Annotated in this window: 21 protein-coding genes and 1 tRNA gene; 17 read left to right on the forward strand and 5 right to left on the reverse strand. The window is 71.1% G+C overall.

Annotated features, from left to right (window positions below; translation table 11 throughout):
• The first annotated feature begins 10 nt into the window (after positions 1-10).
• Entirely contained in the window at positions 11-856 is an 846-nt protein-coding gene (gene rsmA / locus F6B42_RS06070; RefSeq protein ID WP_150418756.1) for a 16S rRNA (adenine(1518)-N(6)/adenine(1519)-N(6))-dimethyltransferase RsmA, read from the forward strand.
• 100 nt (positions 857-956) lie between these two features.
• Entirely contained in the window at positions 957-1,877 is a 921-nt protein-coding gene (locus tag F6B42_RS06075) for a phosphodiesterase (RefSeq protein WP_150418757.1), read from the forward strand.
• Here the strand turns inward: F6B42_RS06075 and F6B42_RS06080 are convergent.
• A complete protein-coding gene (locus tag F6B42_RS06080) occupies positions 1,822-3,432 on the reverse strand; it encodes a stealth conserved region 3 domain-containing protein (protein ID WP_396652463.1) in 1,611 nt (536 codons plus the stop codon). The genes F6B42_RS06075 and F6B42_RS06080 overlap by 56 nt on opposite strands.
• A gap of 101 nt (positions 3,433-3,533) precedes the next feature.
• Here F6B42_RS06080 and F6B42_RS06085 point away from each other — a divergent pair, with 101 nt between their 5' ends.
• From F6B42_RS06085 to F6B42_RS06120, 8 genes are all read left to right on the forward strand, one after another.
• Positions 3,534-4,604, forward strand: a complete 1,071-nt coding sequence (locus tag F6B42_RS06085; protein ID WP_150418759.1) for an aldo/keto reductase — start codon at positions 3,534-3,536, stop codon at positions 4,602-4,604.
• Positions 4,601-5,542: a 4-(cytidine 5'-diphospho)-2-C-methyl-D-erythritol kinase gene (locus tag F6B42_RS06090; protein WP_150418760.1), complete on the forward strand. Its 942-nt coding sequence runs from the start codon at positions 4,601-4,603 to the stop codon at positions 5,540-5,542. The genes F6B42_RS06085 and F6B42_RS06090 overlap by 4 nt, the downstream gene beginning before the upstream one ends.
• A complete protein-coding gene (locus tag F6B42_RS06095; protein ID WP_150418761.1) occupies positions 5,539-6,858 on the forward strand; it encodes a GNAT family N-acetyltransferase in 1,320 nt (439 codons plus the stop codon). The genes F6B42_RS06090 and F6B42_RS06095 overlap by 4 nt, the downstream gene beginning before the upstream one ends.
• 112 nt (positions 6,859-6,970) lie before the next feature.
• Positions 6,971-7,261 (forward strand): DUF427 domain-containing protein, encoded by a 291-nt coding sequence (locus tag F6B42_RS06100; RefSeq protein ID WP_150418762.1) that lies wholly within the window; start codon positions 6,971-6,973, stop codon positions 7,259-7,261.
• A gap of 7 nt (positions 7,262-7,268) precedes the next feature.
• Positions 7,269-8,090 carry an ABC transporter ATP-binding protein gene (locus F6B42_RS06105; protein ID WP_150418763.1) on the forward strand — a complete coding sequence of 274 codons (822 nt, stop codon included), beginning with the start codon at positions 7,269-7,271 and terminating at the stop codon, positions 8,088-8,090.
• 1 nt (position 8,091) lies between these two features.
• Positions 8,092-8,766, forward strand: a complete 675-nt coding sequence (locus F6B42_RS06110) for an ABC transporter permease (RefSeq protein WP_150418764.1) — start codon at positions 8,092-8,094, stop codon at positions 8,764-8,766.
• Positions 8,763-9,479, forward strand: a complete 717-nt coding sequence (locus tag F6B42_RS06115) for an ABC transporter permease (RefSeq protein ID WP_150418765.1) — start codon at positions 8,763-8,765, stop codon at positions 9,477-9,479. The genes F6B42_RS06110 and F6B42_RS06115 overlap by 4 nt, the downstream gene beginning before the upstream one ends.
• 66 nt (positions 9,480-9,545) lie before the next feature.
• On the forward strand, positions 9,546-10,466 hold the full coding sequence (locus tag F6B42_RS06120; RefSeq protein WP_150418766.1) for an ABC transporter substrate-binding protein: 921 nt from the start codon (positions 9,546-9,548) through the stop codon (positions 10,464-10,466).
• Positions 10,467-10,571: 105 nt separating this feature from the next.
• On the opposite strand, the gene F6B42_RS06125 is transcribed toward F6B42_RS06120, so the two are convergent.
• Together F6B42_RS06125 and F6B42_RS06130 are read right to left on the reverse strand one after the other, a co-directional pair.
• Positions 10,572-12,395 carry an ABC-F family ATP-binding cassette domain-containing protein gene (locus F6B42_RS06125; RefSeq protein WP_150418767.1) on the reverse strand — a complete coding sequence of 608 codons (1,824 nt, stop codon included), beginning with the start codon at positions 12,393-12,395 and terminating at the stop codon, positions 10,572-10,574.
• Positions 12,396-12,468: 73 nt separating this feature from the next.
• Positions 12,469-12,966 carry a MarR family winged helix-turn-helix transcriptional regulator gene (locus F6B42_RS06130; protein ID WP_150418768.1) on the reverse strand — a complete coding sequence of 166 codons (498 nt, stop codon included), beginning with the start codon at positions 12,964-12,966 and terminating at the stop codon, positions 12,469-12,471.
• Between the two features lie 117 nt (positions 12,967-13,083).
• Here F6B42_RS06130 and F6B42_RS06135 point away from each other — a divergent pair.
• From F6B42_RS06135 to F6B42_RS06160, 6 genes are all read left to right on the forward strand, one after another.
• A tRNA-Gln gene (locus F6B42_RS06135) sits at positions 13,084-13,155 on the forward strand.
• Between the two features lies 1 nt (position 13,156).
• Positions 13,157-14,629, forward strand: coding sequence for a bifunctional UDP-N-acetylglucosamine diphosphorylase/glucosamine-1-phosphate N-acetyltransferase GlmU (glmU, locus tag F6B42_RS06140; RefSeq protein ID WP_150418769.1), 1,473 nt, complete (start codon positions 13,157-13,159; stop codon positions 14,627-14,629).
• Complete coding sequence (locus tag F6B42_RS06145; RefSeq protein WP_150418770.1) at positions 14,604-15,638, forward strand: ribose-phosphate diphosphokinase; 1,035 nt, start codon at positions 14,604-14,606, stop codon at positions 15,636-15,638. The genes glmU and F6B42_RS06145 overlap by 26 nt, the downstream gene beginning before the upstream one ends.
• Positions 15,639-15,790: 152 nt before the next feature.
• A complete protein-coding gene (locus F6B42_RS06150) occupies positions 15,791-16,291 on the forward strand; it encodes an FMN-binding protein (RefSeq protein WP_150418771.1) in 501 nt (166 codons plus the stop codon).
• Positions 16,288-17,157: an FAD:protein FMN transferase gene (locus F6B42_RS06155; protein ID WP_150418772.1), complete on the forward strand. Its 870-nt coding sequence runs from the start codon at positions 16,288-16,290 to the stop codon at positions 17,155-17,157. The genes F6B42_RS06150 and F6B42_RS06155 overlap by 4 nt, the downstream gene beginning before the upstream one ends.
• The gene (locus F6B42_RS06160) at positions 17,154-18,701 is read left to right on the forward strand and encodes an FAD-dependent oxidoreductase (protein ID WP_150418773.1); all 1,548 of its coding nucleotides are present in this window, start codon (positions 17,154-17,156) and stop codon (positions 18,699-18,701) included. Before F6B42_RS06155 ends, F6B42_RS06160 begins: the two co-directional genes overlap by 4 nt.
• 38 nt (positions 18,702-18,739) lie before the next feature.
• Here the strand turns inward: F6B42_RS06160 and F6B42_RS06165 are convergent, their stop codons facing one another.
• Positions 18,740-20,239 carry a sensor histidine kinase gene (locus F6B42_RS06165; protein ID WP_150418774.1) on the reverse strand — a complete coding sequence of 500 codons (1,500 nt, stop codon included), beginning with the start codon at positions 20,237-20,239 and terminating at the stop codon, positions 18,740-18,742.
• Positions 20,236-20,967, reverse strand: coding sequence for a response regulator transcription factor (locus F6B42_RS06170; protein WP_150418775.1), 732 nt, complete (start codon positions 20,965-20,967; stop codon positions 20,236-20,238). The genes F6B42_RS06165 and F6B42_RS06170 overlap by 4 nt, the downstream gene beginning before the upstream one ends.
• 99 nt (positions 20,968-21,066) lie before the next feature.
• Between F6B42_RS06170 and F6B42_RS06175 the strand changes: the two genes are divergently transcribed.
• Positions 21,067-22,083, forward strand: a complete 1,017-nt coding sequence (locus F6B42_RS06175) for a magnesium and cobalt transport protein CorA (RefSeq protein WP_150418776.1) — start codon at positions 21,067-21,069, stop codon at positions 22,081-22,083.
• Positions 22,084-22,093 lie beyond the last annotated feature (10 nt).

The following is a 22,093-nucleotide window of genomic DNA, read 5'->3' on the forward strand; positions in this document are numbered from 1 at the left end:
GCTGGTCCTCATGCCTGTGACCCTGCTCGGTGCCGCCGAGATCCGCTCGCTCGCGGCCGAGCTCGACGTCACGCCCACGAAGAAGCTCGGCCAGAACTTCGTCGTGGACGCCAACACCGTCCGCAAGATCGTGACCTCCGCGAAGGTCAGCGACGCCGACCGCGTGGTGGAGATCGGTCCGGGGCTCGGCTCGCTCACCCTGGCGATCCTCGAGACGGGGGCACGGGTCACGGCGGTCGAGATCGATCACCGTCTCGCCGCTCACCTCCCCGCCACGGCGGCGGGGCACGGGGTGCCCGAGGGCCGCCTCACCGTCGTCGACGCCGATGCGCTGCGGGTGACCGAGCTGCCGGGCGAACCCACCGTGCTCGTCGCCAACCTGCCGTACAACGTCAGCGTGCCGGTGCTGCTGCACTTCCTCGAGACCTTCCCCTACCTCCGGCGCGGGGTCGTCATGGTGCAGGCCGAGGTCGCCGAGCGGCTCGCCGCGCCGCCGGGGTCGAAGGTCTACGGCTCTCCGAGTGCGAAAGCCGCCTGGTACGGGGCGTGGCGCCTCGCCGGCACGGTGTCGCGTCAGGTCTTCTGGCCCGTGCCGAACGTCGACAGCCTGCTGGTGGCGTTCGAGCGCGCCGACGAACCGCGCGGAGACGAGGCGCTGCGCCGGCGCACCTTCGAGCTCATCGACGCCGCGTTCGGCCAGCGGCGCAAGATGCTCCGGCAGGCTCTCTCGTCGGTTCTCGGCGGGTCCGCCGCTGCGGCCGCGGCGGCGCTCGAGCAGGCCGGGATCGACCCGACGCTCCGCGGCGAGCAGCTCTCGATCGACGATTTCGAGCGGCTCGCGGCATCCGTTCACTGAACGCTCATCCGCGCGTCATCGGAAACTCCCGAAACACGCCGGTAACATCTCGGGGGAGCCGCGAGCGTCGCGGCGAGCATCACCCGAACCGGAAGAGACGATGCGAACCGCCGAGTACCCGGCACCCGAGAGGGTGCTGCTGCACCTGAGCGACACCCACCTGCGAGCCGCCGGCTCGCAGCTCTTCGACCGCGTCGACGCGGCCGCGCACCTGCGCCGGGCCCTCGCGGCCATCGAGACCGCCGCGCTGCGACCCGACGGCATCGTCTTCACCGGCGACCTCGTCGACCTGGGCGAGCGCGACGCCTACACCGAGCTGCGCGACCTCGTCGAACCGTTCGCCGAGCGTCTGGGAACGCGCCTGTTCTGGGTGATGGGCAACCACGACGACCGCGCCGGCTTCCGCGAGACTCTGTGGCGCGAACCGGGCTCGGATGCCGCGGCCGACCGCGTCGACGAGATCGACGGGCTGCGGCTCATCACCCTCGACACCAGCGTCCCCGGCGAGCATCACGGCGACGTGCGGCCCGATCAGCTCGCCTGGCTGCGCGACGTGCTCGCGACGCCGGCGCCGCTCGGGACGATCCTCGCGATGCACCACCCGCCGGTGCCGAGCGTGCTGCCGCTCGCCGCGAGCGTCGAGCTCCGCGATCAGCGGGCCCTGGCGGCCGTGCTGCGCGGGTCGGATGTCCGCGCGATCATCGCGGGCCATCTGCACTACTCAACGTTCGCCACCTTCGCCGGCATCCCGGTGTCGGTCGCCTCATCCACCTGCTACGCGCAGGACCTCACGGTCCCGGTGGGCGGCACCCGTCCGCAGGACGGCGCGCAGTCGTTCAACTTCGTGCACGTCTACGACGAGACCGTGGTGCACTCCGTCGTGCCGGTCGAGGCGCCGACGACCCTCGAGTACACCGACGCCGGCGAGGCGCAGCGGCGCCTCGCCGAGGCCGGCATCGCGCCGGTCAGCGCTTCACGCCGGAGCGCGCCGCCGACGCGTCCCGTGCCTGTGCTTCGCTGACGACCGGGATCTCCCACGGCGCCCGCACCGGGAACATGCGCTCGAGCACGTCACGGAGCGAACGCACGCGCAGCTCCTCGGGCACCTCGGTCTCGCCGCCGTCGTTCAGACAGAACATGTCGATGTCGCGCCGCTTGGCGAGGCGCTCCATGCCGGCGAGCGATCGGGCGAGGGTCGTCTGCACGTAGCGCGTGCGCGGCACCGACGACGGGATGGCCCGCCCCGTGAACATCGCGTAGTAGTGGTACAGCGAGTTCGTCACCGAGATGTCGGTGGCGGCGCGGAAGCGCGAGCCCGCGGTGCGGGCGAAGTCGTCGGGGAACGTCTCCTCGAGCTCGCTCAGGATGCTGCGGCGCAGCGGAGCCGCGCAGTGCTCGAGATCGCGGACGATCACGCGTCCGAACCGCTCCTGCAGGAGTGCGCGGTTCACGCGGAGGCCGTTGTCGTGCCCGGAGCGCTCGAGGCGCGGGTCGCCGGCGCCGATGCGGACGTCGCACTCGACGAACGACGACACCCCGCCGGGGGAGAAGAACAGCTCCGGGTGCACGGGCCGCCCGAAGAACATGTCGTCGTTCGAGTAAAGGAAGTGCTCGGCGAGCCCGTCGATGCGGTGGAGCTGCGCCTCGACGGCATGCGAGTTGTGCGTCGGCAGCGTCGAGGGGTCGGCGAAGAACTCCTCGCTGCGGACGATCGTGACCCTCGGGTGTTCGGCGAGCCACGCGGGCGCCGGGGAGTCGGTCGCGATGAAGATCCGGCGCACCCACGGGGCGTACATGTGCACGCTCCGCAGGGCGTACCGCAGCTCGTCGACGTGACGGTAGCGGGCGGGCCCGTCATCGCCTTCGCCGACGACGTACTCCGACAGCTGCGCGGCGCGCTGGCGCTGGAAGTCGCTCGCCGAGCCGTCGACCCAGGAGAAGACCATGTCGACGTCGTGCGTCACCTCGCGCGGATGCGGGTCCAGCATCCCCTCGACGGTGCTCCATTCGCGCTCGTATCGGGTCGCGGTGACGATGCGGACGTCCTGGGCGGGGGTGATCCGCCGCATGAGGGCGTTCGCCAGCGGCGCCTCGACGGTCGTCTCGCCGAAGCGCCAGAACTCGATCCGCACGCCGTACTCGTGGTCGTATCGGCGACCGCCGCCGGCCGAGACACGCGGGCGGTAGGCGCGGAGCGCGTGGGGCACCGCCGCGGGGACGGTGGCTTCGTCGGCGAACACCGCCGGAGTCCCCTTGGCCTTGAGATAGAGCGGCTCGTCCTGCGCGAGGGTGCGGAGCACGGCTTGTGCCCGTGCGGCGTCGGCGAGGTCGAGCGCGAGCGCCGGCGTGTGGAGATCGTGCCGGATGAGCAGGGCTCGGATGCCGGCGGTCGCGAACGCGTCGGCGACGAGCAGGAGGTCGGCGGTGCGGGCGGCGTCCGGAGTCGTCTCGTCGTGGACGAGTCGGAGCACACCCTCGTCGAGCACGACGTCGGCGCGGCGGGCGGGCAGATCGATCCAGGGGTTCTCGCGGCGGGGGAGAGCGGAAAGGGCCAGGGTTTCCTCCTCGGGGGAAATATTCGAAGGGCAGACTAGACATTCTCCGTTACATCGGTGTTTCCCGCACCTCGATCAGTCGCGCGGTCGTCCGCGGCAGGCCGGGTCGATAGGCTCGGACCGTGACCGCCTCGTCCCGTTTCCCCGCCTCGCGCGGCGGAGACCTCTCCCGTCCCTACGCCGCAGCCGCCGACCGATACGAGTCGACGACCTACCGTCAGGTCGGCTCCTCGGGTCTATACCTTCCGCCGATCTCGCTCGGGCTGTGGTGGAACTTCGGCGACAACATCCCGTTCGATCGTCAGCGCTCGGTGCTGCGCCACGCCTTCGACCGCGGCATCACGCACTTCGATCTCGCGAACAACTACGGCCCGCCGTACGGCTCGGCCGAGACGAACTTCGGGCGCATGATGCGGGAGGACTTCGCCCCGTACCGCGACGAGCTGATCATCTCGTCCAAGGCCGGCTACGACATGTGGGACGGCCCCTACGGCAACCAGGGCTCGCGGAAGTACCTCATCGCGAGCGCCGAGCAGTCGCTGCAGCGGATGAGCATCGACTACGTCGACATCTTCTACTCGCACCGCGAGGACGACACCACGCCGATCGAGGAGACGGTCGGCGCGCTCGACACCCTCGTCCGGCAGGGCAAGGCCCTCTACGTCGGCATCTCGTCGTACTCGGCCGAGAACTCCGCGCGGGCCGCCGCCGTGGCACGCGACCTCGGCACGCCGCTGGTCATCCATCAGCCGTCGTATTCGATCCTCAACCGCTGGATCGAGGACGGCCTGACCGATCAGCTCCGCTCCGACGGCATGGGAGTGATCGGATTCATGCCGCTGCAGCAGGGCCTGCTGACCGGTCGGTACCTCGACGACGGCACCTCGGACCGGTCGATGCAGCGCTTCTCGCTTCCCGAGGAGGGACGGCTCACCGAGGGCGCACTGAAGGGCCTGCGTGCGCTGTCGGACATCGCGCGCGACCGCGGTCAGACTCTCGCGCAGCTCGCGATTCGCTGGACCCTCCGCGATCCCGTGGTCGCCTCGGCGCTCATCGGGGCGTCGCGGACGTCGCAGCTCGACGAGAACCTCGCCGCGCTCGATGCGCCGGACTTCGACGCCGACGAGCTGCGGCGCATCGACGAGATCGCCGCCGGGATCGGCGATGTCTGGGCGGATCCGGACCGCTCATGAGTCTCGGCGTCGTCCCCGAGCGGGTGCGCGTCCGGGCCCCGGGCAAGATCAACCTGTTCCTCGAGGTCGGCGCCGTCCACGACGACGGCTACCACGACGTCGCCACCGTCTACCAGGCCGTCTCGCTCTACGAGGAGGTCGTCGCAAGCCTCGACGACGAGTTCTCCGTGCGGGTGGTCGATGAGACCGGCAGACCCGTCGCCGGGGTGCCGGACGACGATCGCAACCTTGCGCTGCGGGCGGCGCGCATGGTCGCGCGCGAGATCGGCTATCTCGGCGGCGTGCACCTCGACATCCGCAAGGCCGTCCCGGTGGCCGGCGGCATGGGCGGAGGATCGGCGGATGCCGCGGCGGCCCTCGTCGCGTGCGACGCCCTCTGGGGCGCGGGCCTCACGTCCCTCGCCCTTCACGAGATGGCGGCGCGGCTCGGCGCCGACGTCCCCTTCGCTCTCCTCGGCGGCAGCGCCGTCGGCACGGGGCGGGGCGATCGCCTGAGTCCCGCGCTCGCTCGCGCACGCTTCGACTGGGTGCTCGTCTCGCGCACCACGGGGCTCTCGACTCCGGCCGTCTACGACGAGCTCGACCGCCTCCGCGCGGCCAGCCGCCTCGACATCGCCCCGGAACCGGGCGTCCCGGAGGTCGATCCCACGGTGCTCGCGGCGCTGCGGTCGGGCGCGGTCGACACGCTCGCGTCGGGGCTCCGCAACGATCTCCAGGATGCGGCGTGCTCGCTCGAACCCCGGCTCCGTGACGTGCTCGACGCCGCCGCCGGCGCCGGAGCCGTGGCGGGGATCGTCTCGGGATCGGGACCGACGGTCGCCCTCCTGGCCGCCGATGCGGATTCGGCTCGTCGTCTCGAGCACGACCTCGGAGCCGCCGGGCATCGCGCCCGCCACGTGTACGGACCGGTCCCGGGAGCGAAGGTGATGCACCGATGACGCAGCAGCAGGAGGATTGGGTCGCCGGCGCCGTGGACGCCGCGTCGGAGGAGGCCCTCGGGAATCACGGCCTCGAGTACCGGATCGTGGCGAGCGGTTCCCCGGATTTCGACGGCTGGCTCGCGGGCGTCGTCCGCGGTTTCCAAGACGGCGAGCCGAGCGCCGCGCAGGTCGCGGCCGCGCGGGAGCGCAACAGCGAGCGTCGCCTGACCGGCGTCTTCGACCGTGACGGCGCCCAGCCCGAGGTCGCGGTCGGGACGATCGCGTCCTGGGCGGGGGAGCTCACCGTGCCCGGCGGGTCGACCTCGTCCGTCGCGATCAGCGCCGTCACCGTCGCGCAGACCCACCGCCGACGCGGCATCGCCCGCGCCCTCCTGGAGGGCGAGCTGCGCGCAGCGGCCGCATCCGGCATCCCGCTCGCCTCGCTCACCGTCACCGAGTCGACGCTGTACGGCCGCTACGGGTTCGGCGCCGCCGGATCCGGCGCGATCATCGACATCGACACCCGCCGCGTGCGGTGGGCCGGTCCCGTGCCGGGCGGCCGTCTCGACTATGCGGCTCGCGACGTTGCGCAGCGCGAGCTCGTCGCGCTGCACGAGCGCGCGCGCGGAGGTGTTCCCGGTGACGTCTCGCTGCCGCCGGGGCACGAGCACCGCTTCACCGGCACGGCCCCCGACGCCGAGCGCGGCGGAGCGACGCGGTGCGTGCAGTACCGCGACGAGTCGGGGGAGGTGCGTGGCATCCTCGCCTACACGATCGCGCTCGACGACCGCGATCGCATCAAGGGCACGGCGACCATCACGGCGCTCGTCGCCGAGACCGATGAGGCGTACGCGGCGCTGTGGCGCTTCGTGCTCGAGCTCGATCTCGTCACGCGCGTGCACGCGGAGCTCTGCGCCGTCGACGAGCCCGTGCTCTGGATGATCGGCGACCGGCGCGCGGCGTCGGTGTCGGTGTTCGACCACCAGTACCTGCGCATCCTCGATCTCGCCGGAGCCCTCGAGGCGCGGCGGTACGCCGCGCCGGGGCGGTTCGCACTCGAGGTGGCCGATCGGCTCGGCATCGCGGGCGGTCGCGTCATGCTCGACGTCGCCGCCGACGGCACCGCGGCGGTGACCCGGCTCGAGCCGGCGGACGCCGTGCCGCCCGGGGCGACGTCGGTGTCGCTCGACAGCTCGGTCCTCGCATCGCTCTACCTCGGCGACGTCTCGGCGGTCGCTCTCGGGCGCGCCGGGCGGGTGAGGGCGGACGACGTCGAGAGCCTGGCACGCACCTTCGGGTGGCCGGTGACCCCGCGGGTCGCGTTCTGGTACTGACGACGGTCCGGCCGATTCCGGCAGAGATAGTCCATTTCCCGCTGTGACGCAACACGACCCCGATGTCAGCGGTGGCCGCTAGCGTGAGAGGTCCATGACGGAGGGCGGCACCATGCGCGCACGACTGGGCGAACAGATCATCGCCGAAGCCGATCAGGACGATCTCGTCCGCATCGAGGGGAACTGGTACTTCCCGCCGAAGAGCATCGCCGACGGGGCGCTGAGCCCCAGCGCGACCCCCTACACCTGCCCCTGGAAGGGCGACGCCCAGTACTTCGACGTGGCCGGCCGGACCGACCTCGCGTGGTCGTACCCGACGCCCTACGCCACGGCGATCGAGCGCGTGGGCACCGACTTCTCCGGCTACGTGGCGTTCGATCCGTCCGTCACGGTCGAGAGCTGATCCGCGGGTGATCGAGTTCCGAGGCGTCGGGAAGCAGTTCCCCGACGGCACGCGGGCCGTCCAGGACTTCTCGCTCGTCATCCCCTCGCACAAGACGACGGTCTTCGTCGGTTCGTCCGGATGCGGCAAGACGACCCTTCTGCGGATGATCAACCGGATGGTCGAGCCGACCTCGGGCGTCATCGAGATCGACGGCGAGAACGTGCTGAGCGGGTCGCCCGTCGAGCTGCGCCGACGGATCGGGTACGTCATGCAGAACTCGGGGCTGCTGCCGCATTTCACCGTCGCGGACAACATCGCCACAGTGCCGGTCCTCACGGGGACGAGCCGCCGCGACGCACGCCGGCGCGCGCTGGAGCTCATGGAGACCGTCGGTCTCGACCCGAAGATGGCCGACCGCTACCCGGCGCAGCTCTCGGGCGGACAGCAGCAGCGCGTGGGCGTCGCCCGCGGACTCGCGTCCGACCCCAACATCCTGCTCATGGACGAGCCGTTCGGCGCCGTCGATCCCATCGTGCGCGACGAGTTGCAGCAGGAGCTGCTGCGCCTGCAGCGGGAGCTCGGCAAGACCGTGGTGTTCGTGACGCACGACATCGACGAGGCGTTCCTGCTCGGCGACCAGGTCGTCATCCTGGCCGCCGGGGCGAACAAGCTCCAGGTCGGCTCTCCCAGCGAGATCATCCGCGAACCCGCCGACGACTTCGTCTCGAGCTTCATCGGCGTCGACCGCGGCAAGCGCGCGCTGCGCGTCGAGCGCACCGAGAGCGGCACCGTGCTGGTGGACTCCGAGGGTCGCGCACAGGGCCGGCTGGTCGAGGGCGGCTCCTGACGTGTCGTGGATCTGGTCGAACCTCGATCTCATCTTCTCGCTGGCGCTCGATCACATCCGTCAGAGCGTCATCGCGATCGTCCTGGGCCTCGTCCTCTCGGTGCCGCTCGGCTTCGTCGCATGGCGTTACCGCCTCCTGCGCGGCTGGGTCATCACCGTGACCGGACTGCTGTACACGATCCCCTCGCTCGCCCTGCTCGTGCTCCTGCCGAGCGTGCTGGGCTACGGCATCCGCACCGAGACGAACCTCATCGTCGGGCTCACGATCTACGCGATCGCGATCCAGACCCGCTCCGTCGCCGACGGCTTCGACTCCGTCGACAGCGGCGTCCGTCAGGCCGCAACGGCGATGGGCTACGGCGGCTTCCGGCGCTTCTGGGCGGTCGACCTCCCGCTCGCCGGACCCGTGATCCTCGCGGGCCTGCGGGTCATGTCGGTGTCCACCGTGTCGCTCGCCACCGTCGGCATCCTCGTCGGAGTCACGAACCTCGGCTACCTGTTCACCAACGGCATCCAGCGCCGCCTCCTCGAGGAGGTCTTCGCGGGCATCGTCGCCGTCGCGGTCATCGCGCTCGTGATCGACGTGCTGCTCGTCCTCCTGGGGCGCGTCGTGATGCCCTGGGCGCGTGCCGGCGCGCCGCGACGCGAACGCCGCAGACGGGTGGCGGTCGCATGAACGTCTTCCTCGATGCCATCGCCTGGCTCGTCGACCCCGCCCAGTACAGCGGCTCGAACTCCCTTCCGGTCCTCGTCGGTCAGCAGCTGTTCTACACGTTCATCTCGGTGCTCATCGCCGCCGTGATCGCCGTGCCGATCGGATGGGCGATCGGACACACCGGTCGCGGTCGCGAGTTCGCCGTCGCCGTGTCGGGCGCGGCGCGCGCGATCCCGTCGTTCGGTCTGCTCATCCTGCTGATCCTCCTGCTCGGGGTCACCCAGAAGGTCGAGGCCGCGTTCATCACGTTCGTCGTGCTCGCGATCCCCGCGCTGCTGGCAGGCGCCTACAGCGGACTCGAGGCGATCGACCGTCGCACGATCGACGCCGCACGGGCGGTCGGGATGACGGAGTGGCAGATCCTCTGGCGCGTCGAGGTCCCGCTCGGTCTGCCGCTGCTGATCGGCGGTCTCCGCTCGGCCGTGCTGCAGGTCGTCGCGACCGTGACCATCGCCGGCTACACCGATCTCGGTGGGCTCGGCTTCCGCATCATCCAGGGCATCGATCTGCGCGCGATCGACCAGGTGCTCGGCGCGGCGCTGCTTCTCGCCTTGCTCGCCCTCGCCCTCGATGCGATCTTCGCCCTGCTGCAGCGCCTGAGCGTGCCGCGGGGCGTCCGCGCCGCGGAGCCTGCCCCCGAGCGACGGCGTCGTCCCGTCGCGGCGACGGCCTGACCCCTCCCCACCCCACCCGTACCCACCCGACCCCTGCCCCATTCACAGCACCAGAAAGAGGACAACATGTCTCGCTTCTCCACCCGCCGTCTGCTGACGGCCGGTGTCGGCGTGATCGCCGCCACCACCCTGTTCGCAGGCTGCGCCGGCTCCGACCCGCTCGCCGACGGCGGCGGCGACGCCAGCGCGCCCGCGGCCGACGGCACGATCGTCATCGGCTCGCAGGACTACTACTCGAACGAGATCATCGCCGAGATCTACGCGCAGGCTCTCGAGGGCGCCGGCAAGACCGTCGACCGCCAGTTCACGACCGGGCAGCGCGAGGCGTACCTGCCCGAGCTCGAGAACGGCTCGCTGACGCTCTTCCCCGAGTACAGCGGCAACCTGCTGCAGTACTTCGACGCCGAGACCGAGGCCCGTACGTCCGAGGATGTGTACGCGGCCCTCGCCGACGCGCTGCCCGAGAACCTCACCGTCCTCGACCAGGCGACCGCGAGCGACCAGGACTCGTACACCGTGACCGCGGCGTTCGCCGAGCAGTGGAACCTCACCACGATCGCCGACCTCGCCAACGTCACCGAGCCGCTCACGCTCGGCGGACCGGCCGAGCTCGAGCAGCGCCCGTACGGACCGAGCGGACTCGAGGCGACCTACGGCGTGCAGGCGGCGTTCCAGGCCACCGGTGAGACCACGGTGGACGACCTCGTCGCCGGCACCGTCAACATCGCGAACGTCTTCACCGCCGACCCGCGCATCCAGACCGACGACCTCGTCGTCCTCGAGGACCCCGAGGGTCTGTTCCTCGCCTCGAACGTCGTCCCCGTCGTCAACACGAGCGTCGAGGCGGAGGTCGCCGACACCATCAACGCCGTGAGTGCCAAGCTCACCCCGGAGGCCCTCGTCGCGCTGAACGTGCAGAGCACGGTCGACAAGCTCGAGCCGGCCGCCATCGCGAAGGCGTGGCTCGAGGAGAACGGTCTCGTCTGACCTCGATCCAGCCCTCCGGGGCACCGCGACACATCACTTTCGCGCCGACATCGTGGGTTCACCCCACGGTCTCGGCGCGAAAGTGCTTTCTCGCGGGGATGCGGATCAGGCGTCGAGCGCTTCGCCGAGCTCGAGCCAGCGCTCTTCGAGCTGCGTCGTCTCGGCGACGAGCTCGTCGCGACGACGCTGCAGCTGGAGCAGCCGCTCGTAGTCCTCGTGCGCATCGGCGAGCTCCGCATCCACCCCGCCGATGTCGCGCTGCAGCCGCTCGAGGCGGCGGTCGATCGAGGCGACCTCCTTCTCGGCCGCGCGGCGATCCGAACCTGCCAGCGCCGGCGCTCCGGAGACCGTCGCGGCGGCACTCCCGCCGGTCGCCGGTGCGCCCGGCGCCGGGGCCGCTCCCGTGCGTGCGGGCTGCTCCCGACGCAGGCGCAGGTACTCGTCGATGCCGCCCGGGAGGTGACGCAGCCGGCCGCCGAGCACCGCGTACTGCTGGTCGGTGACGCGCTCGAGGAAGTAGCGGTCGTGGGAAACGACGATGAGCGTGCCCGCCCACGAATCGAGGAGGTCCTCGATGGCGGCCAGCATGTCGGTGTCGAGGTCGTTCGTCGGCTCGTCGAGGATCAGCACGTTCGGCTGATCGAGGATCACCAGCAGGAGCTGGAGCCGTCGCTTCTGGCCGCCCGAGAGGTCCTTCACCGGGGTCGAGAGCTGTGCGGACGTGAAGCCCATGCGCTCCAGGAGCTGTCCGGGTGTCAGATCCTGCGCCTTCGAGCCGGAACCGATCGTGTAGCTCGTGCGCAGCCGCGACACGACCACGCGCACCGGGTCCTGCAGATGCTCGTCGAGTTCCGACATCCGCTGCGAGAGAGTCGCGACCTTGACCGTCTTGCCGTGCTTGACGCGTCCGGCGGTCGGCGCGACCGTGCCCGATACGAGTCCGAGGAGCGTCGACTTGCCCGCGCCGTTCACGCCGAGGATGCCGGTGCGCTCGCCCGGAGCGACCCGCCATTCGACCTTCTCGAGGACGACGCGATCGCCGTACGTCACACCCGCGTCGAGCAGATCGACGACGTCCTTGCCCAGCCGGGTGACGGCGAGCGACTGGAGGGCGACGGGGTCGCGGATCTCGGGGACGTCGGCGATCAGCTCGTTCGCCGCGTCGATGCGGAACTTCGGCTTCGCGGTGCGGGCGGGTGCGCCGCGGCGCAGCCAGGCGAGCTCCTTGCGAGCGAGGTTCTGCCGCCGCGCCTCGATTGCTGCGGCCTGTCGGTCGCGCTCGACGCGCTGCAGGATGTATGCGGCGTAGCCGCCCTCGAACGGCTCGACGATGCGATCGTGCACCTCCCACGTCGCGGTGCAGATCTCGTCGAGGAACCAGCGATCGTGCGTGACGACCAGCAGGGCACCCGATCCGGCCGACCACCGTCGCTTGAGGTGCTCGGCGAGCCATGCGATGCCCTCGACGTCGAGGTGGTTGGTCGGCTCGTCGAGGAAGATGACATCCCAGTCCCCGGCCAGGAGGGCGGCGAGCGAGACCCGTCGGCGCTGTCCGCCCGAGAGTCCTCGGATCGGCCCCTCCCAGTCGAGGTCTCCGAGAAGGCCCGCGATCACGTCGCGCACGCGCGCGTCGCCCGCCCACTCGTGTTCGGCGAGGTCGCCGACGACGGCCTCGCGGATGCTCAGGTCGTCGTCGAGCTCGTCGGCCTGCGAGAGAACGCCCACGCGGACGCCGCCGCGGACGGTCACCCGGCCCGAATCCGGTTCGACGAGCCCCGCGAGCATGCGCATGAGGCTCGACTTGCCGTCGCCGTTGCGACCGACGATGCCGATGCGGTCGCCCTCGTCGACGCCGAGCGAGACGCCGTCGAAGACGACTTTGGTCGGGTACTCGAGACGGAGCCCCTCGGCTCCCAGAAGATGCGCCATATCCTCTCCAGGCTAGGCCAGGCGCGGATGCCGCGGCGCCACGGCGCTCGCGACCGGTGCCGGGGCGAGCCGGTCAGGCGTCGAAGCCGAGCGAGAGCTTGCGCAGCAGGTTCGCGAGCCGGTCGCGGTCGCCCTTCGCGAGGCCGGCCAGCAGGAGTGCTTCAGCGTCCACGAGCCGTGTGATCGCGGCATCCACCCGGATCCGCCCGTCGTCGCTGAGCGTGACCAGCACGCTCCGGCCGTCACCGGGGTCGGCTTCGCGGCGAACGAGACGGCGTCCGACGAGGCGGTCGATGCGGTTGGTCATGGTGCCGCTCGAGACGAGCGTCTGCTGGAGCAGCTGCTTGGGGCTCAGCTGGTAGGGCTCGCCCGCTCGGCGCAGCGCGGAGAGCACATCCCATTCCCACGGCTCGAGGTCGCTTCGGCGGAAGGCCTCGCGCCGCGCGCGGTCGAGGTGGCGTGAGAGGCGGTCGACGCGCGAGAGCACCTCGAGCGGCGAGAAGTCGAGGTCCGGCCGCTGCAGCGACCACGCCCCGACGATGCGGTCGACCTCGTCGGTCTCGTGAGCCATGCGCCCATTATCGCGGCCGTGCTCGACGGAGCCGCCGAGCACGGCCGCCGGTGCGCGTGCGCAGGCGATGCGGCCCGGCCTCTGGCAGACTTGACAGGCCGTCCCCGGGGACGGCGTTCCGCCGTGGTGTAATGGCAGCACGACAGCCTTTGGAGCTGTGAGGTCCAGGTTCGAGTCCTGGCGGCGGAGCATGAGCGACACCACCCTCGATTCCGGCCTCGCCGTCGTCATCCTCGCCGCGGGCCAAGGCACGCGTATGAAGTCGTCGCTGCCCAAGGTGCTTCACCGCATCGGCGGGCGGCCGCTGGTCGGCCACGTGCTCGACACGGCACGTGATCTCGCGCCCGCGCACGTGCTGGTCGTCGTGCGCCACGAGCGGGACCGGGTGGCCGAGGCCGTCCTCGGCGTCGGAGACGAGGTCGTGGTCGTCGACCAGGACGAGATCCCCGGCACCGGCCGCGCCGTCGAGGTCGCGCTCGAGCGGATCCCCGACTTCGCCGGCGACGTGCTGGTGCTCAGCGCCGACGTGCCGCTGCTCGACCACATCACCCTCGGTGATCTCGTGCGGGCGCACCGCGGCTCGGGCGCGGCCGCCACGATGCTGAGCGCGCGGCTCGCCGACCCGACCGGCTACGGACGCGTCATCCGCGACGGGGCCGGGGGAGTGGACCGCATCGTCGAGCATAAGGACGCGACCGAGGCCGAACGCGCGGTCGACGAGATCAATGCCGGCGTCTACGCCTTCCAGGCATCGCCGCTGCGGGCGGCCCTCGTGCGGGTGAGCACCGAGAACGCGCAGGCCGAGAAGTACCTCACCGACGTCGTGGGCCTGCTGCGCGCCGATCGGCTCGGCGTCGCGGCCCAGATCGTCGCCGACCCCGGCCTCATCGTCGGCGTGAACGACCGCGTCCAGCTCGCCGAGGCGGGGCGGCTGCTCAACGCCCGCACGGTGCGCCGCTGGCAGCTGGCGGGCGTGACGGTGCAGGACCCGGCGACGACGTGGATCGACGTGACAGCGACGCTCGCCGCCGACGTCACGGTGCTGCCGAACACGCACATCCTCCGCGCGACGGTCGTGGCCGAGAACGCGACGATCGGCCCCGACACGACGCTCACCGACTGCGAGGTCGGCGCGGGGGCATCGGTCACCCGCAGCGACGCGACCCTCGCCGTCATCGGCGCGGGCGCCACGGTGGGGCCGTTCTCGTACCTCCGCCCCGGCACCCGGCTGGGGGAGCGCGGCAAGATCGGGACGTTCGTCGAGACGAAGAACTCCGTCATCGGCGAGGGCAGCAAGGTTCCGCACCTGTCGTACGTGGGAGACGCCGAGATCGGCCGCGGTGTGAACCTCGGTGCGGGCGCGATCACCGCCAACTACGACGACCTCGCCAAGCACCGCACCGTGATCGGCGACGAGGTGCACGCCGGCTCGCACAACGTGTTCGTGGCGCCCGTTAAGATCGGTGAGGGCGCGAAGACGGGCGCTGGAGCGGTCATCCGCAAGGACGTCCCGGCCGGTGCCCTCGCCCTCAGCGTCTCCCCCCAGCGCAACGTCGATGGGTGGGTCGAGAAGAACAGACCCGGTACTGGCGCGGCCGCAGCAGCGGCGCGCGTGCGGTCTTCACAGGAAGCGGACGATGGCTCGCAAGAAGAACACGGTTGATCTCGACGTCGCTCGCGGCATCGCGCCCGGGCTGGTCGCGAAGACCAAGAAGCGGCTCGTCGTCGCATCCGGCGGCTCGCATCCCGAGCTCTCTCGCGAGGTCGCCGCGTCGCTGGGCACCGAGCTGGTTCCCACCGAACACCGCACGTTCGCGTCCGGTGAGATCCTGACGCGGTTCGAGGTCTCGATCCGCGGCTGCGACTTCTTCCTCGTCCAGTCCTTCGGCCCGCCGGTGAACGAGTGGCTGATGGAGACGCTCATCATGCTGGATGCCGCGAAGCGCGCATCGGCCAAGCGCATCACCGTCGTCGCCCCGTACTACCCGTACTCCCGTCAGGACAAGAAGGGTCGCGGTCGCGAGCCCATCAGCGCGCGCCTCGTCGCGGACCTGTTCAAGACGGCCGGGGCCGACCGGGTCATGAGCGTCGATCTTCACGCCGCCCAGATCCAGGGCTTCTTCGACGGCCCCGTCGACCACCTGTTCGCCAAGCCGGTTCTGCTCGAGCACTTCGAGCGCTCGCTGAGCGCGGACGACCGCGCGAAGCTCACCGTCGTCTCGCCCGACACCGGCCGCGTCCGCGTCGCCGACACCTGGTCCGACAGCCTGGGCGCGCCCCTCGCGATCATCCACAAGCGCCGCGACCCGAACGTCGCCAACCAGGTCACGGTCAACGAGATCGTCGGGGATGTGCGCGGGCGGGTGTGCCTCCTCGTCGACGACATGATCGACACCGGCGGCACGATCGTGAAGGCGGCCCAGGCGCTGAAGAGCAGCGGTGCCGAGCGCGTCATCGTGGCGGCGACGCACGCGGTCTTCAGCCACCCCGCCGCCGAGCGGCTGCAGGATGCCGCGATCGACGAGGTCGTGGTGACCGACAGCATCCCGCTCGGCGACGACAAGCGGTTCCCCGGGCTGACGGTGCTGCCGATCGCGCCGCTGCTGGCGCGCGCCATCAAGGAAGTCTTCGAGGACGGCTCGGTCACGAGCATGTTCGACGGCGCCGCCTGAGGGCTGCGCATAGCGCGCCGGATGCCGGCGCTCCGATCGGCGTCCGCCCTCGATGCAAACGCATAGGTTTCGCCAAGGGTGACGGGGATTCGGCCCGCTAGCGTGGGATCAGCCCACCTCCCCCCGGAGGGGCACGACACCGGAGGACCGCCATGATCCGCACCACTGCCGTACCCCGTTCGCTTCGCGTGACCGCCGCCGCCGCATCCGTCGCCGGTCTCGCCCTCCTCGCGGGCTGCGCGGGTCAGGCCGACGCCGAGCAGCCCGTCGCCGACGACGCCGCATCCTCGACGACGGCGACTCCCTCCGCCGGCTCGGGCACCGACTCGTCGGGGGCCGCCGGCTCGACGGACGGTGCCTACACCGACGGTTCGTACACCGCGGAGGGCACGTATCAGACGCCGGAGGGGCCCGAGACGATCACCGTCACGCTCACGGTGGCATCCGACGTCGTCACCGAGGTCGAGGTGGTCGGAGAGCCGACCCGCCGCGAGAGCAAGCAGTACCAGTCGCAGTTCATCGGCGGCATCGACGAGCTCGTCGTCGGCAAGGACCTGGCCGATGTCTCGGTCGATCGCGTCGCGGGTTCGTCGCTGACGAGCGGCGGCTTCAACGCCGCGGTCGAGGAGATCCGCACCGACGCTGCGGCATGAACGTGACGTCGCTCTCGCCGTCCCGCTGGGACTTCGAGGCGATCGGGACCGCGTGGCGCATCGACAGCGAGTGCGAGCTCGGTCCGGAGGACCGTGCCGCCGTCGATCGGCTCGTCGCGGACTTCGACGGCACCTGGTCGCGATTCCGCGACGACTCCCTCGTCGCGCGCCTGGCCGGCGGTGGCACGGTTGCGGCGCCCCCGGATGCCGCGCCGATGCTCGAGCTCTACGCGCGGCTCGACGCGGCCACCGACGGAGCCGTTAATCCGCTCGTCGGCGACTCCCTGGCTCGGCGCGGCTACGACTCCGCCTACTCGCTGCGCGACGACGGAGCCCAGCCCGCGCCGCCGTGGCGGGAGCTGATCCGACTCACCGGCACCGAGCTCACACTCCGTACCGGCGCGACGATCGACGTGGGTGCGGTGGGCAAGGGACGCCTCGTCGACCTCGTGCACGGGATGCTGCGACGACGACTCGACGGCTGGCTGGTCGTCGATGCCAGCGGCGACCTCCTCGTCGACGGCACCGCCCAGCGCATCGGGCTCGAGCACCCCTACCGGCCGACGCGCGCGATCGGGGTGTGGACGATCACCCGCGGCGCGCTGTGCGCGTCGGCGACGAACCGGCGGACGTGGGGCGAGGGACTGCATCACGTCCTCGACGCCCGGACGGGCGAACCGGTGCGCGAGTACGCCGCGACCTGGGCCGTCGCGTCCGACGCCATGACGGCGGATGCCGTCGCCACCGCCCTGTTCTTCGACGGCGGTCCGCGGTTCGCCGCGGAGCGCGATGCGTCCTGGGTGCGGATGCGCACCGACGGGTCCGTCGAGTGGTCCCCCTCCTGTGAAGCGGAGCTGTTCGTATGACCTCTCTCACCGCCGTCCGCAACCGCGCCGTGGGCGCCCTCGGCCGCGTGTCGATGTACCGCTTCGTGCTCGTCGCGCTCGGGCTGCTGGCCGTCGTCGCCTTCGTGCTCACCCTGACCGGGCATCTGGCGGGGGAGCCGCTCGCGCTGCCGGCGACCCTGCTCGTGCTGGTCGTCGCGATCGTGGCGGTCGACGCTGTCGCGCAGCGCCTGATCGGGCGCTCCTGGCGTGTCGAATCGGCGGTCATCACGGCACTGATCCTGCTGTTCGTCCTGCGGCCCACCCTCGACCCCGCGGGTCTGGCGGGCATCGCGATCGCAGGGGTCGCGGCATCCGCGTCGAAGTACCTCGTCGCCTGGCGCGGGCGCCACATCCTCAACCCCGCCGCCGCCGGCGCGACGATCCTGACCGTGCTGAGCATCCCCTTCCCCGACCTGGGCGCATCCGCGTGGTGGATCGGGTCGCCGGTGCTCGCGATCCCGGTGATCGTCCTCGGCGGCCTCGTTCTCGTGCGCACCGAGAAGGTGCGGGTCGTCCTGGTCTTCCTCGCCGTGGCGGTAGGGGTCGCGCTCGTCCGCACGTTCGTGCAGTACGCCGAGGTCGGCATCGCCGTCGACGGAACCGTCATCTCGTCGGTGCTCTGGTCGTCGCCGTTCCTCTTCCTCGGGGCCTTCATGCTCTCCGAGCCGTTGACCCTGCCCCCGCGTCGTCGCCAGCAGTATCTCGTCGCCGCGATCGTCGGGGCGCTCGCGGGGTGGCCGATCCTGATCGGCGAGATCAGTCTCGGACAGGAACGCGCACTCATCATCGGCAACCTCGTCGCCTTCGCCTTCGCGTGGCGTGCCGCGGTGCGGCTGCAGTTCGTCGGGCGGTCCGCGCCGACGCCGTCGGTGCGCGAACTGACGTTCCGGGCGCATCGCGGATTCCGATTCCAGCCGGGGCAGTATCTCGAGCTCGAGGTGCCGCATGCTCGTCCCGATGCGCGCGGCACCCGGCGCGAGTTCTCGATCGTGTCGGCGCCGGCCGAGCTTCCCGTGGTCCGGATCGCGATGCGCGACGGGTCGCAGTCGAGCTACAGGAAGGCGCTGGCGGGTGTGGAGCCGGGGCGGGAGCTTCCGGTCACCGGCGTGTGGGGCGATTTCGTCCTGCCGGCTCGGACGGATGCGAAGGTGCTGCTCGTCGCGGCCGGCATCGGGGTGACGCCGTTCGTCTCGCAGCTGCGGCAGATGCGACTGGCGGGCGAGCGGCGCGACGCGGTGATGGTCTACGTCGCCTCGACCGCCGAGGAACTCGCCTTCCGCGATGACATCGTCGCCGCCGGCATCCCGGTCCTCGTCGTGACACGCGATGAGCCGGCGGATCTTCCGGAGAGCTGGTCGTGGGCGGGTGCTGCTCGCCTCGACGCGGCGCGGCTCGCCGCGCTCGTGCCCGACCTGGGGGAGCGGCACGCCTTCGTGTCGGGACCGCCGCGTCTCATCGCCGACCTCGCCCCCGCCCTCGGTCGTGCGCGCTCGCTGACGACCGACGCCTTCGCGGGCTACTGACCCGGCGGCCGCCGGCTGGCTGGCTGACGGGCGGGCGGTCAGGTCGCGTCGGGGTCGGCGGGACGCGCGGGCAGGCGGAGCTCGAACGTCGTCGAGCCCGGCTCGCTGCGCACCGTGAGCGAGCCGCCGTGAGCCGAGACGATGGCGCGGGCGATGGAGAGTCCGAGGCCCGTCCCGCCGGTCTGGCGTGCGCGGGACCGATCGGCGCGCGAGAACCGCTCGAAGATCTCGTCGGCCGCGGCCGGGTCGATGCCCGGGCCGTCGTCGTGCACGGCCAGAACGGCCGTTCCGTCGTCGATGCGCACCGAGGTGGTCACCGAGGTGCCCGCGGGCGTGTGCACGCGGGCGTTCGCCAGCAGGTTGGCGACGACCTGGGTGATCCGGGACCCGTCCGCCGCGACGACCACGGACTGATCGGGGACGTCGAGCACCCATTCGTGGTCGGCGCCTGCGACCCGGGCGTCGGCGACCGACTCGACCGCGAGCTGGCTGAGATCGAGCGCGCCGTAGACGAGTTCCTGGCCCTCGTCGAGACGTGCGAGCAGCAGAAGATCCTCCACGAGGCTCGTCATGCGGAGCGACTGCGCCTGAATCCGCTCGAGTGCCGAGATCGTCGTCGCCTCGGTGTTCGGCATACCGGCGCTCAGAGCCCGGAGCGAGAGTTCGGAGTAGCCGCGGATCGACGCGAGGGGCGTCCGCAGCTCATGGCTCGCGTCGGCCACGAAGGATCGCATCCGCTCCTCGTTCCGATGCCGTGCGACCAGAGACGAGTCGACATGGTCGAGGAGCGTGTTCAGCGCTGCTCCGACGCGGCCGATCTCGTCGTCCTCGTCCGTCTCGGATGCCGGAACCCGCTCCGAGATGGTGACCTCGCCGCGCGCGAGGGGTTGCGCCGCCACACGCTGCGCGGTGGCGGCGACGATGCGCAGCGGGCGGAACGATCGGTTGATGACGACGGCGATGGCCGCGCTCAACAGGAGCAGGCCGCCGCTCGTCACCAGGACGATCGTCGTGACGAGCTGCGCGATCGTCGCGTTCAGCTGCGCGAGCGACAGGCCCGCGACGCCGGTGAGCGGGCCGGCCTGCCACGACACGACCCGGTAGGCGCCGAGGCCGGTGATCTCGACGGTCGTCGCTCCGGCGCTGTCCGCGCCCGCCAGGAACTCGTCGGACTGCTGCGATGTGAGCGGCATGACGCCGTCGTCCTCGTCGAGCGTCGCCGCGGTGATGTCGCCCGTCGGACCGGTGACGACGAGGGCGTAGCCCACCGGCAGACTGTTCGTCTCCGAGAGGACCTGGTCGGCATCCAGGACGCGGCCGACGTAGGTGTCGTACAGCTTCAGCTGCCGGGTCGAGGCCTCGACGCTCGTGTCGACATTGCTCGTCAGAACCGACCCGATGATCGTGGCGAGGCCGATCGCGCTCGCGACGAGCGTGAGCGCGACGATCCCGACGACGGTCACCATGAGGCGCGTCTGCAGACTCCATCGTCGCTGCCAGGGCCGCTTCGGCGCGGCGCCCGTCGCCGCAGCCGTCATGCGGGCGATTTGATCATGTAGCCGACGCCGCGGACGGTGTGGATGAGCGGCTCGCGTCCCGCGTCGATCTTCTTGCGCAGGTAGGAGATGTAGAGCTCGACGACCGAGGAGCGTCCGCCGAAGTCGTAGTTCCAGACGCGGTCGAGGATCTGCGCCTTCGACACCACTCGTCGCTGGTTGCGCATGAGGTAGCGGAGAAGCTCGAACTCCGTCGCCGTCAGCTCGATGGAGGCGCCGTCCCGCTCGATCTCGTGCGAGTCCTCGTTGAGCGTGAGATCGCCCACGCGCAGGATCGGATCGGCGCCGCCCGCTGTAGCGGTGCCGGCGCGCCGCATGAGACCCCGCAGCCGCGCGACGACCTCCTCGAGGCTGAACGGCTTCGTGACGTAGTCGTCGCCGCCGGCGGTGAGCCCCGCGACACGGTCGGCGACGGCATCCTTCGCGGTGAGGAAGAGCACGGGGACGTCATCGCCGGACTGACGGAGCCGCTGCAGCACCGCCATGCCGTCGAGGTCGGGCATCATCACGTCGAGGACCATCGCGTCGGGACCGAACTCCCGCGCCTCGCTGAGCGCCTCGAAGCCCGAGCCGGCGGTTCGGACGTCCCAGCCCTCCATCTTCAGCGCCATCGACAGCAGATCGGTGAGCATCTGCTCGTCGTCGACGACGAGGACGCGCAGCGGAGATCCGTCGGCGCGCTTCAGGGGAGCCGGGGCAGGGGTGGTCATGCGCCCATTGTGCGCTCATAGCTATGTCAAAGCTATGGATAGTCCTATGCGTGCCCTGTGAACCCGTCCGGGCGGGTCGCGGCCTTCTACAGTGGCGTCATGACCCAGGTCACGACGGCCGTCTACGCAGGCGGCGCGCGCATCGACGCGGCGGGCGCGGCGGGCGATGCGAGGTCGGCACGCGCGGCCGCCCGCGACGCCGGCGGCTTCGCGTGGGTGTCGATCGTCGATGACGACACCGACCGGCTCGCACAGATCGTCGCCGAGGTCGGCGTGCACCCGGTCGCGGCGCGGGAGCTCGCCCGGACCCACCAGCGGTCGCTCTTCGAGCGCTACGGCGACGACGCGTTCGTCGTGCTGCAGCCGGCCACCTACGACGATGCGGCCGAGACCGTGCGCTGCGACGAGGTCGACGTCGTCCTGGTCGACGGAATGCTGATCACCGCCACACGATCGGGACGCCTCGACCTCGAGAGCATCCGCCGGCGCCTCGACGACCACCCGCACCTCATCGCACGTGGTCCGCACGCGATTCTCTGGGCGATGTTCGAGACCGTCCTCGCCGGGTACCGCGATGTCCTCGACGGGGTCGAGAACGACATCGACGAGATCGAGGATCAGCTCTTCGGCGACGACCCGGCCGTGTCGCGGCGCATCTTCGACCTCCAGCGCGAGGCGATCGATCTCGCGCACGCGACGACACCGCTGCCCGACGTCCTCGAGCGTCTCGGTTCCTGGATCGCCCTCGACGGCGCCGAGACGCCCGGGTGGACGGACCTCCGCGGCCGGGCCGCTTACGTCTCGGAGCGCGTCCAGGCGATGCGTCGCACGCTCGATGACGCTCTCACGATCCATGCGACCCTCGTCAACCAGCGGCTGGACGAGAAGATGGCCGACCTCACCGAGGTGCAGGTGCGTCAGAACGAGCAGGTCAAGAAGATCTCGTCGTGGGCGGCCATCGGGTTCGCGCCGACCTTCGTCGCGAGCCTGTACGGCATGAACTTCCGATACATGCCCGAGCTCGACCTGCCGTGGGGCTATCCGATGGCCATCGGATTCATGGTGCTCCTCAGCGCGGGGCTGTACGTCGTCTTCAAGCGCAACGACTGGCTTTGAGGCCGCCTCG

The organism is Microbacterium radiodurans (assembly GCF_008710705.1).
Lineage (GTDB): Bacteria > Actinomycetota > Actinomycetes > Actinomycetales > Microbacteriaceae > Microbacterium > Microbacterium radiodurans.